We start from the raw sequence: 17116 nt of genomic DNA, 5'->3' as shown, positions 1-17116 counted from the left end.
ATTTTCCCTACCTTTGGGGACTTGTTTATATACAAATTTATGAATAAAAAAATAAGAGTCAGTGATTTAGGCCAAAAAGATTATAAAGATACTTGGGATTATCAGGCTCAGCTGTTAGATGAAATTGTTTCTTTAAAAAGGCAAAAAAGAAATAATGTTAATGGAATTATAACACCAAATCATTTTTTGTTAGTAGAACATCCGCATGTTTATACATTAGGTAAGTCTGGCGATATGAGCAACTTATTGTTAAATGAAGATGGGTTAAAAGAAAAAAATGCTACTTTTTATAAAATTAATAGGGGAGGAGATATAACGTATCACGGTCCCGGGCAAATAGTAGGTTATCCTATTATTGATCTTGAGAATTTCTTTACAGACATACATAAATACTTACGTTTACTAGAAGAAGCAATTATATTAACGATAGCAGAATATGGCTTAATAGGAGAACGCAGTGAAGGTGAAACGGGAGTTTGGCTTGGAGTTGGAACACCATTTGCTAGAAAAATTTGCGCTATGGGAATTCGTGCAAGTAGGTGGGTTACCATGCATGGTTTTGCTTTGAATGTAAATGTAAACTTAGGGTATTTCGATAATATTATACCTTGTGGAATTAGAGGTAAAGCGGTTACTTCGATGGAAGTTGAACTCGGTAAAAAAATATCTGAAGAAGAAGTAAAAGAAAAAATATTAAAACATTTTAAAACACTCTTCGAGGTTGAAGAATATATTAAAGCATAAAAAAAGGGTTGACATTGTCAACCCTTTTTTTATCTGGAATTCTAAAATTATTTTTGAGCTTTAATATCAAAAGAAAGTTCCATTAAGTCGTTAATGAATTTATCTTTTAAAGCAGCGTCAAACTTTTTAGAACTATAGGTTACTCCAAAATCAGTTCTGTCAATACTAAAAACATCACTTTTAAAAGTAGCAGTACCTTCGTTTTCAGTTACTGTTGCAGGAATTGTAATGCTTTTTGTAGTTCCTCTAAGTGTTAAATTACCAGTTACATGTAATTTACCATCTTTTGTTTCTGAACTAGCAACTACAAATTTAGCAGTAGGAAACTTCTCAACATCGAAAAAATCAGCATTTTTTAAATGCCCTTCTAATTTTTCTTTACCGTTACCAGCTTCTAAATCTAAACAAGAAATAGAATTCATATTAATAACAAATTCACCTGAATTAAGAACACCGTCTTTAATATCAAATAAACCTTTTTCGATACTAACAACTCCGTTATGAGAACCTGTTGGTTTGTTTCCTTTCCAAGTAACAGTAGATTCAGCAACGTTTGCTTTGTAAGAATTAATTACATTTTCTACTTTCTTAACGTCTTTAACTTCTTCGTTAGCAGTTACTTTATTTTTTTCTGATTTACAAGAAACAGCAGTAATTGCTATAAGAGCAATGGCTAAAATTGATTTTTTCATTATGATTGATTTTTAATTATTGATTTTATTGACAACAAATGTAATTAAAAAATAGTTTCCGTGGAAGTTATTTTTTTGTTAAGATTTTATTTATAACAAACGAACTTGCTTGTAAACCAAAAGCAGCAGGCATATAACTAATGGTTCCGTAAAAAGATTTTTTAAAATTTGTACCGTTTGTAAGTTGTAAACTTTCAGGTATTTGAACTTCTTCAGAATAAACAGCCATTACACCTTTGTTAACATTTAGTTCTTTTAACCTCTTTTTTAGTGCGCGCGCCATTTTACAGTTCTTAGTTTTGCTAATATCTTTAATAACAACCTTGCTTGCGTCTAACTTTCCACCGGCACCCATGGAGCTTATTAGTTTTACTTTTTTTCTTCTAGCCGCAACAATTAAATTAATTTTAGGTGTAATACTATCAATACAATCTAAAACATAATCGTATTCCTTGTTGATTATTTCAAAAGCACTGTCTGGTGATAAAAACTCCTCCAATACCTTTAGTTCTATTTCAGGGTTTATATCTTTAATTCTTTCAGCTACTATGGCAGTTTTCGATTTTCCAATGGTGCTTTTTAAGGCGGGAAGTTGCCTGTTTATATTTGTTTCATCAAAAGCATCACCATCTACAATTGTCATTTTACCAACACCAGCTCTTGCTATAAATTCTGCTGCAAAAGAACCAACACCACCCAAGCCAACAATTAAAATATTTGCATTATGAAGCTTTTCAATACCTTCTTTCTGAACTAATAATTCCGTTCTCTCTAACCAACTCATTTTATAAATATTGTATTAAAATTTTGATGTATTTTTCTTGTTAATTCTTCAACTTTTAGCTCTTTTATTGAAGCTGCTTTTTGGTAAATAGAAATAATATCAATTTCATCGGAATCAGTTTCTAAAAAAACAGCATCTAAAGAAATCTCTTTAAAAGTTTTTTGCAATTTAGTAGCAATAGTTAATGCTTTTCCGAAGGATAAAAAACAACCATTTTTTATTAGGGATAAAGCTACTTGACTGTTTTTGTTAAAACCATGGATAATCCATTTTTGTTGAGGTTTTAGTGTCTTTTTTAAATGAAATATCTCTTCAAATGATTTTACACAATGTATGATTAATGGTTTTTGATATTTTTCTGATAAATGAACCTGTTTTTTAAAAACGGTTAATTGAAGTTCATAATCCGTTTTACATAACTTATCTAAACCACATTCGCCAATAGCAAAACAGTTTTTAAGTTGTAATTGTTGTTCGATAAAATTAATTTCGGGATCAATTTTTTCCTCATTAATATTCCATGGATGAATTCCGATAGAAAAAGGAATGCTAAAATCTATTGATTTGGGCTCACAATTTAAAATTGATATCGTTGAATTGTCATTAGATTTATGATGCGTATGTACGTTGATAAATTTCATAATCAACATTTTTACACCTTGTCTTTAGTATCGATAATAATAGTAACAGGACCATCGTTTAATAATTCAACTTTCATATCGGCACCAAACTCACCTGTTTGTACTTTTTTACCTAAATTTTTTTCAAACTGATGTATGAATTCTTTATATAAAGGTATTGCAATTTCTGGTTTTGCAGCTTTTATATAGCTTGGGCGATTGCCTTTTTTAGTAGAAGCTTGTAAAGTAAATTGACTTACAATAATAGCATCACCTAAGCTATCAATTAACGATTTATTCATAACGCCATTAGCATCATTAAAAATACGGAGATTGTTTATTTTTTTAGATAACCAATCAATATCTTCTTTCGCATCCTCATTCGTAATACCTATAAGAATAAGTAGTCCGCTTTTAATATCGGCAACTTTTACACCTTCAATAGTTACGTTTGCTTTAGATACTCTTTGAATAACTGCTTTCATTTATTCTTGATCTTTTTCCCAAATATCAGTACGATAATGTTCTTCTTCTCCTTCTAAAATTTGCAAATAACTTTTATAGCGAGACCACGAAACAGTATCTTCTTCTAAAGCATCTTTTACAGCACATTTTGGCTCGTTTACGTGAATGCAATTATTGAATTTACAATCTTGCTTTAACGCAAAAAACTCAGGAAAATAATCACCTAACTCCTCTTTATCAATATCAACAACACCAAAACCTTTAATACCTGGCGTATCAATAATTCTTGCATCTTGTGAGTTTTCGAGATTTAAATCGAACATTTCAGCAAATGTAGTGGTGTGTTTTCCTTGATTATGTTGATCAGAAATTTCTTTGGTTTTTAAATTTAAAGAAGCATCAATAGCATTTACTAAAGTTGTTTTTCCGACTCCCGAATGCCCAACAAACATAGATGTTTTTTCGAGCATCATTTTTTTAATCAGATCAACATTTGTGTTTTCTTTAGCAGATACTTCTATACATTTATAACCGATAGTTTCGTAAATATCTTTTAAGTATAAAATCTCTCCACGTTCTTCTATTTCGTAAGAATCTATTTTGTTAAAAACTAAAATAGTATCGATTCGATAAGCTCTTGTTGATACCAAAAAACGATCAATAAAAGTGGTAAAAGTAGGAGGGTTGTTAATGGTAATTAATAAGAAAACCTGATCGATGTTAGAAGCAATAATATGGGTTTGCTTCGATAAGTTAACAGATTTACGAACAATAAAGTTATCACGTTCGTAAATATTGGTAATTACACCGGTTTCTTCATTGTTTTTGGTTTCAAGATCAAAATCTACCTTGTCGCCAACAGCAATAGGGTTCGTACTTTTAATGCCTTTTAAACGAAATTTACCTTTAATACGGCATTTGTATAAAACCTGTTCACTCTTAACTAAATACCAACTTCCTGTAGATTTATATACCGTTCCTGTCATATTGCAAAGATGAGAAATTTTTAAAAAATAATGGTGACACTTCTATTGATTTTCAATTTTATAACAAAAAAAATGATTGTATGTAATTTATAATAACTCGCTTTACTTTAACCGGAACTTGTTTCAGGTTTTCGTTAAAATTTATTGTTTATTATATGGATGTGATTCTGAAATAAATTCAGAATGACGCATTAATATTAGATTATGAATCCCAAAGGATATTTATAAAAAACGATGAAGTTGTGATAAGAAAAAGATCCTTTAGGTTTTTTATGCCTAAAGGATCTTCTTCATATTAAAAATTTACGTTGTTAAAAAGTGTTACGCGTTAAGGATTGAGTGACTTGTCTGAGCTCTTTTTTGTTTGTTTAAAAAGCAAAAAAAGCGAGTAACGAAAGCCTGACCCTTGTGGTAACGCCCTAAAACTATCCTTTAATAATTTTTTCTTGATGATTGATAGATTCTTGGTGAATTGCCTTAAACATTTTTAAAACAAACTCTTCACTTAAACCTCTTGTTTCACCTTCTAAAATCATTTTTCCTAAAATTTCATTCCAACGTCTAGATTGTAAAACGGCTACATTTTTCTCTTTCTTTAAAAGTCCGATTTTATCAGCAACCTTCATTCTTTTACTCATCATTTCGATAAGCTGATCATCGACAACATTTATTTGAGCTCTTAAATTATTTAAAGATTCTCTGTAAGAAGAGTCAGTTTCGGTTTCTTTACGGATCTTTAAATCTTCCATAATATCCTTTAATTTAGCAGGCGTTACTTGCTGAGCAGCGTCCGACCAAGCATTTTCAGGATCGAAATGTGTTTCAATCATTAAACCATCAAAATTTAAATCTAAGGCAGTTTGCGAAACATCAAAAATCATATCTCTGTTACCCGTAATATGCGAAGGATCGCAAATTAAAGGCAAATCAGGAAACCTATTTTGAAATTCGATAGCCAATTGCCATTCAGGAATATTTCTGTATTTTGATTTCTCGTAAGTAGAAAATCCTCTGTGAATTGCCCCTAAATTTTTAATTCCGGCAGTATATAATCTTTCAATTCCACCTAACCATAAAGCTAAATCGGGATTTACAGGGTTTTTAACCAAAACAATTTTATCTGTTCCTTGTAAAGCATCCGCAATTTCTTGCATGATAAAAGGTGAAACGGTAGATCGTGCTCCGATCCATAATAAATCGATATCGTGCTCTAAAGCTAATTTTACGTGTGCAGCATTTGCAACTTCAGTACAGGTTTTCATACCTGTTTCTGCCTTTACTTTTTGTAACCATTTTAAGCCTAGTGCACCTACACCTTCAAAGTTTCCGGGTCTAGTTCTTGGTTTCCAAATTCCAGCACGAAAATAATTTACATCAGAATCTTTTAATTCGTGAGCAATTTTTAAAACTTGTTCTTCAGTTTCTGCACTACAAGGTCCTGCGATTACCAATGGGTGCGCAAGTTTCATGTCGTTTAACCAGGTTCTTAACTCTTTTGTGTTCTCCATTCTAATTAATTATTTGTGCTGCTTTTTTAAGCAAACTTTGTTTTTTGAATCAAAGTATATTAGACTCAAAAGAAAGCTCAAAATTACAACTATTTTGGTCTTTTATTTTATACCGTTTAATATTTTTTTTATGTGATTTGTACTTTCCATTTCATTATAAATTTCAGTAAAATCGTCTTGTAACATCAATTTTTTAAATTGCTGTAAATTGTTAATATATTCATCTAATGTTTCAATTACATTCTCTTTGTTTTGTTTAAAAATGGGTGTCCACATGGCAGGTGAACTTTTTGCTAAACGAACGGTAGAGGCAAAACCCGAACCCGCCATGTCGAAAATATCACGTTCATTTTTTTCTTTCTCTATCACAGTTTTTCCTAGCATAAAAGCACTTATGTGTGATAAATGCGAAACGTAGGCGATGTGTTTATCGTGCGATTCTGCATCCATATATCGAATACGCATTCCTAATTTTGAAAATATTTCTAAAGCAATTTCTTGCAGTTTAAAAGCTGTTTTCTCAACCTCACAAATGATATTTGTTTTTTGTTGAAATAAATTTTCATGAGCAGCTGTTGGTCCTGAAAATTCGGTTCCGGCAATAGGGTGGGTTGCTAAAAAATTCCTTCTCTTCGGATGATTTTTAACAACTTCACATACTTGAGCTTTTGTAGAGCCGACATCTAAAACCAAGCAAGTATCAGAAATTGTATCTAATATTTTAGGTAGTATCTCTAGCTGAACATCAACAGGAACAGAAATAATTACAATAGCCGCTTTCTTTAAATCGTTAAATGTTGCTTTATGGTTAATTACACCAATTTCTTTGGCCTTGTTTAAATGGTTTTCGTTCGCATCAATTCCGTAAATAATAGCTTGAGGATATTCTCTTTGAATATCTAAAACCATGCTTCCGCCAATTAAACCAACACCGATTACAAATACGTTCATTTTTTTATTTTTTTTCGACTACGCTCGAAATGACATTTGAATTGTCAGGTAGCGTATCGTTGACAGCTAGATTCTTTTGATAGCTTCTTTAATTATTTCTTTTGATACACATAATGAAAATCTTATGTAGCCTTCTCCTTGAGAACCAAAAACGGTTCCGGGAGCGATAAAAATATCTTTTTGATATAAAATTTCATCAGCCATTCCTTCGGATGTTTTTCCTTCAGGAATTTTTGCCCAAACAAATAATCCTGTTGAGTTTTTGTTATAAGTACAGTTTAATTTATCTGCTAGTTGAAATACTAAATCTCTGCGTTCTTCATAAATTTTATTTTGTTCTGAAAACCAATCATCAGATAACTGTAAGGCTTCAATTGCTCCTTTTTGAATTCCGAAAAACATACCAGAATCCATATTGCTTTTTACTTTTAAAACTTGATTGATAAAATTAGCGTTTCCTAAAACCATACCAACTCGCCAACCGGCCATATTAAAGGTTTTGCTTAAAGAATTTAATTCTAAAGCAGTTTCTTTAGCGCCATCAATTTGTAAAATACTAAGAGGTTTATTATTTAAAATAAAACTATACGGATTGTCGTTTACAATTAAAATTTGATGTTTTTTTCCAAAAGCAATGAGTTTTTTAAAAGTAGCTATAGTTGCGTTTACACCTGTTGGCATATGCGGATAGTTTACCCACATAATTTTTACATCAGCTAAATCTAACTTTTCTAGTTCCTCAAAATCTGGCTGCCAATCATTCTGATCACTTAAATTATAAAAAATAGGTTCGGCGCCTATTAACTTTGTGACAGAAGTATAGGTTGGGTATCCCGGATTCGGAATTAAAACTTTATCGCCTTCATTTAAAAAAGCCATAGAAATATGCATCACACCTTCTTTACTTCCCATTAAAGGAAGTATTTCGTTTTCGGGATTCAAAGCAACTTTAAACTGCAGTTTGTAGAATTTACTAATTGCATTTCTTAACTCTGGTAAGCCTTGGTAACTTTGATATTTATGTGCAATTTCATCATTAAAACTTTGTTGAATTGCTGTTATAACTTTAGTTGGTGGTTGTAAATCCGGACTTCCAATTCCGATATTAATTATGGGTTTTCCGGCAGCAGCTAGCGCTCTAACTTCTCTTAATTTTTTAGAGAAATAGTATTCCTGAACGGTTTCTAATCTTTTTGCTGGTTGAATCATTTTCTTCCGTTTTTGTAGGTTCCTAATACTTTTGTTTCTAATGCCATAATTTTTATAATAGCGATTGCTTTTTGGTAATCTTTATAATCATTAAAAGTAACATCAACAAAGAATGAATATTTCCATGGTGATTCTATTACCGGAAGCGATTGTATTTTAGTTAAATTCATTTTGCAGTCGCTCAATACATTTAAAATGGCTGCTAAACTTCCTCTTTTATGATCTAACTGAAATTTTAAAGAGGCTTTGTTTATTTCATTTATTCCATTATTAGGAGCTGTTGTTTGTATGATTACAAATCGTGTAGCATTGTCTTTTATAGTCTGAATTTCATCTTCGATAATATGTAAATCAAAAATATCGGCTGCAGTTTTTGGGGCAATAGCGGCAACTCCTTTTAATTTATTTGTTGAAATTCTTTTAGCAACTTCAGCTGTATCTACATCTTCTACTAATTTTATATGTGGATATTTTTTAAAGAATTCCTTGCATTGTAATAATGCCATTGGATGCGAACAAACTTCTTTAATATCTGTAATTTTTTGATTTGGAAGCGCCATTAAATGATGGTGAATATTTAAATATTCTTCTCCGATAATGTGTAAATTATTTTTATCAATTAAAGCATAGTTTGGAATTATAGAACCAGCTATTGTGTTTTCTAACGCCATAATACCAATAGTGGCTGTTTTATTTAATAAGCTATCCACTAAAAAATCAAAAGACATGCATTCTTTTAATTGAATTGTTGTACCGTAAAAATTGCGAGCAACTTTATGATGATTAGATCCTTCTGCTCCTTGAATAGCGATTGTTTGTTTCATTTTTGATCAAAAAAAAAGCCTCGATACATCGAGGCTTTATAATTTATATTGTTGGTTAAAAATATGGTATAAAGTCTCAGCTCTTATTTAAAAAATAAAAGTAAAAATAGAAACCTTGCCAAGTATTTTGTAATATCATTTTTGTATTTCTTGTACGAAACAAATCTAAAGATTAAAATGAGAAAAACAAATATTTAATTCAAAAAGTATTTTTATTAAGAACCTTGAATGCAGCGAGATGATGTTTTTCTGCAAGCGTAAGTTGATTTTTAGAGGGGTCAATAGAAAAATATAGACATAAAAAAAGCACCTCAATTATGAGGCGCTCTTTCTAAAATAATTATTTTTTACTTTTTAGGTTTAAAAACAATTTCGTAAGATTTGCTATCTTTCAATAACTTCTTTGTGATGTTTTTTAAATCTTTAATAGTTATCGACTTTACAATGTCTTCATAGTTTTTAGGATCATTCATGTTATATCCTTCTAACACAGAGTTTTTTAATAAACTCATTTCAAATCTATTGTAGTTTTTGCTTTCTTCTCTAGCTTTTAAGAAGTTAGCAAGTGTTTTGTCTAAATCAGCTTGTTTAATATCACCACTTTCTAGTGCTTTAATTTCTTTGTGAACAATCGCGATTAACTTTTCAGCTAAGTCAGGATTACAATCAAAATTTACAGATATTGTAGCTTCTTGAGTTGGTCTTCTAGAAATAGAACCTCTAGTTCTAGCACCATAAGTTCCTCCTTCTTCTTCTCTTAAAGATTCTGTATAACGTAATTGTAACACGTCTCCCATAGCTCTCATTAAAATTGAGTTTTTTAAAGAATATTTCATGTCGTTTTTAATTACTACACGAACAGAAGTTTTAGGGTCTTTCATTTCTAAAAATACATCCTTATCAATTTTGTTGTTAATCCAATCTACCGAATTGTCTTTCCATTCTTCTCTTTCATTGGTTGTAGGTATGCTAGCAATGTATTTTTCTAATAAAGGTTTTATAGTTTCTTTACTTACATCTCCTACGATAAAGAATTTAAAATCTCCAGCGTTTCCAAATCTACTTGTATAAATAGCCTTCATTTTGTCAAAAGACATTTCAGACATTAATTTTTTATCAAATAAACGTTCAGTAGGATGGTTCTTTCCGTATAAAATAGTTGTTACACTATCTTGCATTTTAGATTGAAGTTGTTCGCTCTTTCTAATTAAAAAGGCATCAACTTGTTGCATTAACACTTTGTAAGAAGTTTCGTCAAAACGAGGTTTTGTAAAACGTAAGTTTACCAATTGCATCATTGTTTCAACATCTTTTGTAGAAGAAGATCCTGATACACTTTCTGAGGTGTTTCCAACACTTGTTCTAGAGCTTGCTTTTTTACCAGCAAGTACTTTTGGTAAATCAACCGCTGAGAATTCACCTAAACCAGACATTTGAATAACATTACCTAATAATACTGTTGATGGTAAGTCTTCTTCATCTAATAAAGATTGACCTCCGTAACTAACAGCACTTAAGTTCACGTCATTCTTGTTTTTATCAACAAATTTATAGTGAACCTGAATTCCGTTACTTAATGTAAATATAGTTGAACCAATTTCTTTATCTTCTTCTTCAGAAGTAATAGAACCAGCAACTAAATTAACACCAGACATTAAAGGTTTTACATTTGTTTCTTCAGCGTATCCCTTTAATGTTTTGTCATTCTCAACAGTAGTAATGATTTTAAGAGCTTCTTCTTTAGTTAAGTTTTTGTTTCCTTTAACTCCTGTAACAACAATAGATCTGTTATTTTTAAGATATAATTTTTGAATTTGAGCTAACAGTTCTTTTTGAGTTAATTGACCAAAAATTACTTTAGCAATTTCAAATTCTTTTTTGATATCTGTAATATGAGAATTCTCTAAGTAATTAGTTTGAATTCCTCTTACTATCTGACCATGACTTCTGTTTCCGAAACCTGCAATTTGGTTTTCGTAAGAACTTGTATACTGAGCAATAATTCTGCTTATTTCAGCTTTTGTAAATCCGAATTTAACAGCTCTGTTAATTTCAGAAATAACCAATTCAAATGCTTTATGTTGCATGTTTGGTTTTGGTACAATACGAGCACTAAACTCATTGTTTAATCTAGAAAGACTACCGTAACGTACAGAAGCAAATAAAAGAGGTGAATCTGGTTTTTGGTTGATTTCGTTTAATCTTGTAGAAATAATTGATGTTGCCATACCGTTTAAAAGGCTTTCTTTTAAATCGGCAATAGTTTCATTTTTTAAAGACTTGTCATGACGAATACCGAAAGCAATACTCGAAGAAGTAACTTCTTTGTCCATTGCCATATCATAAATAAGTTCTTCATTATCTGAAATACGAACTTCTGTACGTTTGATAGGGTTTTTTACAGCAGGTATAGTTGAAAATAATTTTTTAATTTTAGCTTCAATTTCATCAACATTTACATCACCAATAATAGCAATAGCTTGTAAATCTGTTCTGTACCAGTCGTGATAAAAATCGCGTAAAGCTTTATATTCAAAACCTTCTATAACATCCATTTTACCAATAGGTAAACGCTCTGAATAGATAGAGTTGTTAAACATTGTACCAATAGTTTGCTGTAATACACGCATACCACCGTTTTGGCGCGTTCTCCATTCTTCTTTAACAACACCTCTTTCTGAATCAATTTCTTTTTCAGTTAAAGATAAATAGTTAGACCAGTTATGTAGTATAGATAAACCAGTGTCTATTAATTCAGGTGTTGTAGGTATATTATTTACATTATAAACAGTTTCATCAAAAGAAGTGTATGCATTAATATCTCTACCAAATACAAGTCCGTGTTCTTGCATTTTGTCTAAGATTCCTTTTCCAGGAAAGTCTTTAGTTCCGTTAAAAGCCATGTGCTCTAAAAAGTGAGCCAATCCTTGTTGATTATCTTTTTCTAAAACAGAACCTACATTTTGTATGATGTAATAACTAGCAACATCTTTAGTAACGGTAGTTTTGTGAATATAGTAGGTTAGTCCGTTTTCTAAAACGCCTTTTTTAATACTCTGTTCTTCAGGTAAAGGGGTTTCTAAACTCATGCTTTGGGCTATTGCATTGTAATTGAAGGCAATGCATAAAGCCAGTAATAAAATTTTCTTCATTTTTAATTTTTTATATGATTATTGATGTTCTTTTTTAAGCTGTTTTTAGTAAACATCAAAATACTAAGAACACGCTAATATAAAAAAAAGGATTGAAGCTAGTAACTAAATAATTAGTTTTAATTGAAAAAGAAATAAATTAAGTTGTAGTTGGTATTGAAGTGTAGAGTGTTTTTAAAACTAAAAAAGCTTCTCAAATAAATGAGAAGCTTTTTGCGGTCTGGACGGGACTCGAACCCGCGACCCCCTGCGTGACAGGCAGGTATTCTAACCAGCTGAACTACCAGACCGTTGCTTGTAGCATTGTACTATAATTATTGCTTAGATAATTTTGCGGTCTGGACGGGACTCGAACCCGCGACCCCCTGCGTGACAGGCAGGTATTCTAACCAGCTGAACTACCAGACCGTTGCTAATTGCTCTAAGCGGTTGCAAATATAAGACCTTTTATTAAATAAAAAAGAAATTAATTATATTTTTTTTGTCTGCTGATAAGATAAGCAGTTAGTACTTTATTGTACCCTTCATTTATATCAACAGGTATATAATCTATTTTATATTGTAAGCATTTGTTTTTTAGATTATTGAAAAATTTAGAGCTTAAATTTGTGTAATCTTCTTGTACATTCTCGGCATGTAAATTTATTTCATCTCCAGTTTCTACATCAATAAATTTTTTAGGTTTATTGTCGAAATTGAATGAAAATTCTGTTTTTTTATCATAAGTATGAAACAATATCACTTCGTGTTTGTTAAATTTTAAGTGTTTTAAGGCATCGAAAAGTTCTTCGTCATCTTTTGATGTTTGAAACATATCTGTAAAAAGAAAAATTAAAGAACGCCTATGAATGTTTTCTGCAATTTCATGCAAATACTTATAGGTTTCTGTTGATGCTTTAGAATTGGAGGTAAGTAAACTTTCTAATTGGTTTAATAACATCTTACGGTGACGCTCGCTTCCTTTTTCTGGAGCATAGTATTCGTAAGTGTCAGAATAAATACTTAAACCTACCGCATCTCGTTGTTTTTTTAAAATTTCTATTAACGATGCAGCAGCAACTGCAGAAAAACCAATTTTGTTTAAATTATGTATAGATTGGTTTTTTAGAATAGGGTAGTGCATCGAGGCAGAATTGTCTATAATTAAATGACAACGTAAATTGGTTTCTTCTTCGTACTTCTTAATATATAGTTTTTCGGTCTTTGCAAATAACTTCCAATCTATATGGCGGGTGCTTTCTCCTTTATTATATAGTTTGTGTTCTGAGAACTCTACAGAGAATCCGTGAAACGGACTTTTATGCATTCCAGTAATAAAACCTTCAACAACTTGTTTGGCAAGTAGCTCTAAGTTTTTTATTTCTGATGAAGTATTTTTTAAATCAATCATATAGCTCTAAAATAAAAAAAGGTTTAGCGTTAGCCAAACCTTTTTTAATAATATATTATGAATGCACTATTTATATAGCGGCATCAATTTTATCAGTATATGCTTTTTTAGGAGCTGCACCAACTTGCTTGTCTACAACTTCTCCGTTTTTAAAGATTAATACAGTAGGTATGTTTCTAACACCATATTTAGCTGCAAATTCTTGATTGTTGTCAACATCAACCTTACCAACAACTGCTTTACCGTCGTATTCAGTATGAATTTCATCTACAATTGGCCCAACCATTCTACAAGGTCCACACCAAGCTGCCCAAAAATCAACTAATACTGGTTTGTCTGATTTTAATACTACTTCTTCGAAGTTTGCATCTGTAATTTCTAATGCCATTTTGTTATGTTTTAATTAAGTTAATGTCTTATTTTTACACTACAAAAGTAATCAAAAAAATCACCAAAACAATTTTACGAAAATTACTTTTTATTATTGTAGCATCAATAGTTTCTATTTCCTTAGCCGTTTGTTTTTCTGTGTGTTAAATAATGCATAACTTTGCAGTATAATTTTGAGGAAAAATTTGACTGATTGCAACCTCTTTGAACGCGAGTTCATAAATAAAATGCTAAAGCAGTAATTATCTACTCCTTTAAGCGACCAAGCAATCCAAGTTTTTCTTTTATTTAATTTTTTAAAAAGAATTTTTATGTCATATTTATTTACTTCAGAAAGTGTTTCTGAGGGACATCCGGATAAAATAGCTGATCAGATTTCTGACGCTTTAATCGATAATTTTTTAGCTTTTGATCCTACATCGAAAGTTGCTTGTGAAACATTAGTTACCACAGGTCAGGTAGTGTTGGCAGGAGAAGTGAAATCTAAAACATATTTAGATGTTCAGCAAATTGCAAGAGATGTAATTAACAAAATAGGGTATACCAAAAGCGAATATATGTTTGATGGTAGTTCTTGTGGAGTTTTTTCTGCAATTCATGAGCAATCACCAGATATTAACCAAGGTGTTGTAAGAGCAAATCCAGAAGATCAAGGAGCAGGAGATCAAGGAATGATGTTTGGTTACGCAACCGATGAAACTGAAAACTATATGCCATTGGCATTAGAATTGTCTCATCGTTTGTTAATTGAGTTAGCTGAGTTGCGTAGAGAGAATAGCGATATTACTTATTTACGACCAGATGCGAAATCTCAGGTAACTATTGAGTATTCTGATGATAATGTGCCGCAAAGAATTGACGCGATTGTTATTTCTACACAACATGATGATTTTGATGAAAATGATGATGTAATGTTAGCTAAAATCAAGTCTGATATTGTGTCAATCTTAATTCCAAGAGTTGTTGCAAAATTACCAGCTAATATTCAAAAATTATTTACTGATAGTATTACGTACCACATTAACCCAACAGGAGTTTTTGTAATTGGTGGCCCTCATGGAGATACTGGTTTAACAGGACGTAAAATTATTGTAGATACTTATGGAGGAAAAGGAGCACACGGTGGTGGAGCATTTTCAGGAAAAGATCCATCTAAAGTAGATCGTTCTGGAGCTTATGCAACACGTCATATTGCAAAGAATTTAGTTGCTGCAGGATTATGTAAAGAAGTTTTAGTGCAAGTTTCTTATGCTATTGGTGTTGCAAAGCCAACAAGTATTAATGTAGAAACATATGGTACTGCAACGATTGATAAAACAGACGGAGAAATAAGTAAAATAGTAGAAACTATTTTTGATATGCGTCCATACTTTATCGAACAACGTTTAAAGCTAAGATCACCTATTTATTCAGAAACTGCTGCTTACGGGCATATGGGAAGAACACCAGAAAAGAAAACAGTAACATTTTCTAACCCAATGGGAGAAACTGTTGAGCGAGAAATTGAAACATTTACTTGGGAAAAGCTAGATTATGTAGCGAAAGTAAAAGAGAGTTTCGGTTTATAAAAACCATTAGGAATTACTTATAATAAAAAAAGCCTTGACAATGTCAAGGCTTTTTTTATTAAGCTTATTTTATTTGAAGTATATAAGGCATTCTTGCTTGAATTCCTTTTAACTTTTTCATCTGATTGACGTTGTTGTATAGTTGGTAATTTTCGTCACCTAATGTTTCTTTTAAAATTTCCTCTTTAGATACTTTAGCAAAAGGAGAAAAGCTAAAAGCTTCTTTTAAATCTTTTTTGTAATTAGGATAATTACGAACTTTATATGTTTCTACTTTTGCTAATTCAGCTGCAATTTTAATCGCGTCATTTAGGTTCCCTAATTTGTCAACTAAACCATTTTCAAGCGCTTCTTTACCTGTCCAAACTCTTCCTTGTGCAATTTCATTTACTTGTACGAAAGTCATGTTACGACCAGTTGCAACACGGTTTACAAAAGTAGTATAGATTTGTTCTACACCTTCTTTGGTAACATCATAGAATTTTTTATCCATAGGTTCAAAAACACTATAGTTAGGGTTGTTGTTTGTAGATACTTGCTCGGCATTAATACCAATATTATCTGCAAATTTGTTAAAATTTGGAATGGCTCCAAAAACACCTATAGATCCAGTAATTGTAGTAGGTTCTGCTAATATTTTATCAGCATTACAAGCAATATAATATCCGCCAGAAGCAGCAACGTTACCCATAGAAACTACTAAAGGTTTTTCTTTTTTTGTTAATTCTAATTCACGCCAAATTAATTCAGAAGCTAAAGCGCTACCTCCTGGTGAATTAACACGTAAAACAATTGCTTTTACATTTTTATCTTTTCTTGCTTTTCGTAATGCTTTGTTTATAATTCCTTGACCAATAATATTTTCATTTCCTTCAGCATACATTATTTCTCCTTGTGCATAAATTACAGCAATTTTGTTTTTTGCGGTAGAAGAAATTCGTCCTTTTCCAGATTTAATATAATCAGCTAAAGAGATTGTGTTTATTTTTTTATCAGCATTTAAAGCTAGTTTTGCTTCGTATTCATCTTCATAAATAATTGCATCAATTAATTTATGGTCTTTAGCCATTATTGCGTTTCTACCATTGGCATTATCAGCAATTAAATTTAATTGTTGGGTAGTTATGTTTCTACTTTTGCTAATATCGTCTGTAATTTCTGACCATATAGATTTTAAAAGAGAAGTAGTTTGCTCTCGGTTAGCATCACTCATCTTATTCGTTAAATATGGCTCAACCGCACTTTTGTATTTTCCGTGACGAATCACTTCCATTTTAATTCCGTATTTATCTTCAAAATCTTTATAATATAAAACTTCGGTAGATAAACCTTTAAAATCAATAGCACCAACAGGATTTAAGAATAAACTATCGGCAACCGAACTTAAATAATAGTTTTTTTGTGAATATACATCGTTGTAGGCATACACAAATTTACCACTATCTTTAAATTCTTCAATTTTATTTCTGATGGCTTGCGTTTGTGCTACACCAGCGTTTACTAATGCTGTTTTAATACTGATTCCTTTAATATTGCTATCTGTTTTTGCATTTTCAATAGCATTGATTATTTTATTTAAAGCTAGTTTCTCGTCAGTTAACTCTAAAATTTCTGCTAATGGATTGTCATCTTTTGGAGCATAATCTTTTACGATTGCAGATAAATCTAATTCTAATACTGAGTTTGATTTCACAACGATTTCTTCGTCAGAACCAACAACAGAGGCAATGGCAATAAAAAAGGCAAATATTAAAAAGATGGCTATAAAAAAACCAAGAATTGATGCTAGTAAATTTCGTAAAAACTTCATATTGTGCTGTTAATTTTTTGGCA

The 17116-nt window shown here is 31.1% G+C and carries 15 protein-coding genes and 2 tRNA genes; 2 read left to right on the top strand and 15 right to left on the bottom strand.

What is annotated here, in order from left to right:
- The first annotated feature begins 39 nt into the window (after positions 1-39).
- On the top strand, positions 40-744 hold the full coding sequence (lipB, locus tag RRF68_RS07010; protein ID WP_315943902.1) for a lipoyl(octanoyl) transferase LipB: 705 nt from the start codon (positions 40-42) through the stop codon (positions 742-744).
- A gap of 47 nt (positions 745-791) precedes the next feature.
- Here the strand turns inward: lipB and RRF68_RS07005 are convergent, their stop codons facing one another.
- The 14 genes from RRF68_RS07005 to trxA form a co-directional block, all read right to left on the bottom strand.
- Positions 792-1436, bottom strand: coding sequence for a YceI family protein (locus tag RRF68_RS07005; protein WP_275315716.1), 645 nt, complete (start codon positions 1434-1436; stop codon positions 792-794).
- Positions 1437-1503: 67 nt separating this feature from the next.
- The gene (locus tag RRF68_RS07000) at positions 1504-2220 is read right to left on the bottom strand and encodes a tRNA threonylcarbamoyladenosine dehydratase (protein ID WP_315943901.1); all 717 of its coding nucleotides are present in this window, start codon (positions 2218-2220) and stop codon (positions 1504-1506) included.
- Entirely contained in the window at positions 2217-2861 is a 645-nt protein-coding gene (locus RRF68_RS06995) for a TatD family hydrolase (protein WP_315943900.1), read from the bottom strand. The genes RRF68_RS07000 and RRF68_RS06995 overlap by 4 nt, the downstream gene beginning before the upstream one ends.
- Before the next feature lie 11 nt (positions 2862-2872).
- Complete coding sequence (dtd, locus tag RRF68_RS06990) at positions 2873-3325, bottom strand: D-aminoacyl-tRNA deacylase (protein ID WP_218771412.1); 453 nt, start codon at positions 3323-3325, stop codon at positions 2873-2875.
- Positions 3326-4291 (bottom strand): ribosome small subunit-dependent GTPase A, encoded by a 966-nt coding sequence (gene rsgA, locus RRF68_RS06985; protein ID WP_218771411.1) that lies wholly within the window; start codon positions 4289-4291, stop codon positions 3326-3328.
- Positions 4292-4716: 425 nt separating this feature from the next.
- The gene (locus tag RRF68_RS06980) at positions 4717-5799 is read right to left on the bottom strand and encodes a bifunctional 3-deoxy-7-phosphoheptulonate synthase/chorismate mutase type II (protein ID WP_218771410.1); all 1083 of its coding nucleotides are present in this window, start codon (positions 5797-5799) and stop codon (positions 4717-4719) included.
- A 102-nt stretch (positions 5800-5901) separates the two neighbouring features.
- On the bottom strand, positions 5902-6750 hold the full coding sequence (locus tag RRF68_RS06975) for a prephenate dehydrogenase (RefSeq protein ID WP_315943899.1): 849 nt from the start codon (positions 6748-6750) through the stop codon (positions 5902-5904).
- A 66-nt stretch (positions 6751-6816) separates the two neighbouring features.
- On the bottom strand, positions 6817-7959 hold the full coding sequence (locus RRF68_RS06970; protein ID WP_218771408.1) for a pyridoxal phosphate-dependent aminotransferase: 1143 nt from the start codon (positions 7957-7959) through the stop codon (positions 6817-6819).
- The gene (locus RRF68_RS06965) at positions 7956-8783 is read right to left on the bottom strand and encodes a prephenate dehydratase (protein WP_315943898.1); all 828 of its coding nucleotides are present in this window, start codon (positions 8781-8783) and stop codon (positions 7956-7958) included. Before RRF68_RS06965 ends, RRF68_RS06970 begins: the two co-directional genes overlap by 4 nt.
- A gap of 347 nt (positions 8784-9130) precedes the next feature.
- Entirely contained in the window at positions 9131-11935 is a 2805-nt protein-coding gene (locus tag RRF68_RS06960) for a M16 family metallopeptidase (RefSeq protein ID WP_315943897.1), read from the bottom strand.
- 216 nt (positions 11936-12151) lie between these two features.
- A tRNA-Asp gene (locus RRF68_RS06955) sits at positions 12152-12225 on the bottom strand.
- A gap of 44 nt (positions 12226-12269) precedes the next feature.
- Positions 12270-12343 (bottom strand) — tRNA-Asp (locus RRF68_RS06950).
- Positions 12344-12401: 58 nt separating this feature from the next.
- Positions 12402-13325, bottom strand: coding sequence for a DUF58 domain-containing protein (locus RRF68_RS06945; RefSeq protein ID WP_315943896.1), 924 nt, complete (start codon positions 13323-13325; stop codon positions 12402-12404).
- A gap of 70 nt (positions 13326-13395) precedes the next feature.
- The gene (trxA, locus tag RRF68_RS06940; RefSeq protein WP_218771404.1) at positions 13396-13713 is read right to left on the bottom strand and encodes a thioredoxin; all 318 of its coding nucleotides are present in this window, start codon (positions 13711-13713) and stop codon (positions 13396-13398) included.
- A 313-nt stretch (positions 13714-14026) separates the two neighbouring features.
- On the opposite strand from trxA, the gene metK reads away from it, so the two are divergent.
- Complete coding sequence (gene metK / locus RRF68_RS06935) at positions 14027-15283, top strand: methionine adenosyltransferase (RefSeq protein ID WP_218771403.1); 1257 nt, start codon at positions 14027-14029, stop codon at positions 15281-15283.
- A 64-nt stretch (positions 15284-15347) separates the two neighbouring features.
- On the opposite strand, the gene sppA is transcribed toward metK, so the two are convergent.
- The gene (sppA, locus tag RRF68_RS06930; RefSeq protein WP_315943895.1) at positions 15348-17093 is read right to left on the bottom strand and encodes a signal peptide peptidase SppA; all 1746 of its coding nucleotides are present in this window, start codon (positions 17091-17093) and stop codon (positions 15348-15350) included.
- Between the last annotated feature and the right edge of the window lie 23 nt (positions 17094-17116).

It is taken from the genome of Tenacibaculum sp. HL-MS23 (assembly GCF_032463465.1).
In the GTDB taxonomy this organism is placed as follows: domain Bacteria; phylum Bacteroidota; class Bacteroidia; order Flavobacteriales; family Flavobacteriaceae; genus Polaribacter; species Polaribacter bernardetii.
This window is presented reverse-complemented; position numbering and strand designations above follow the sequence as displayed.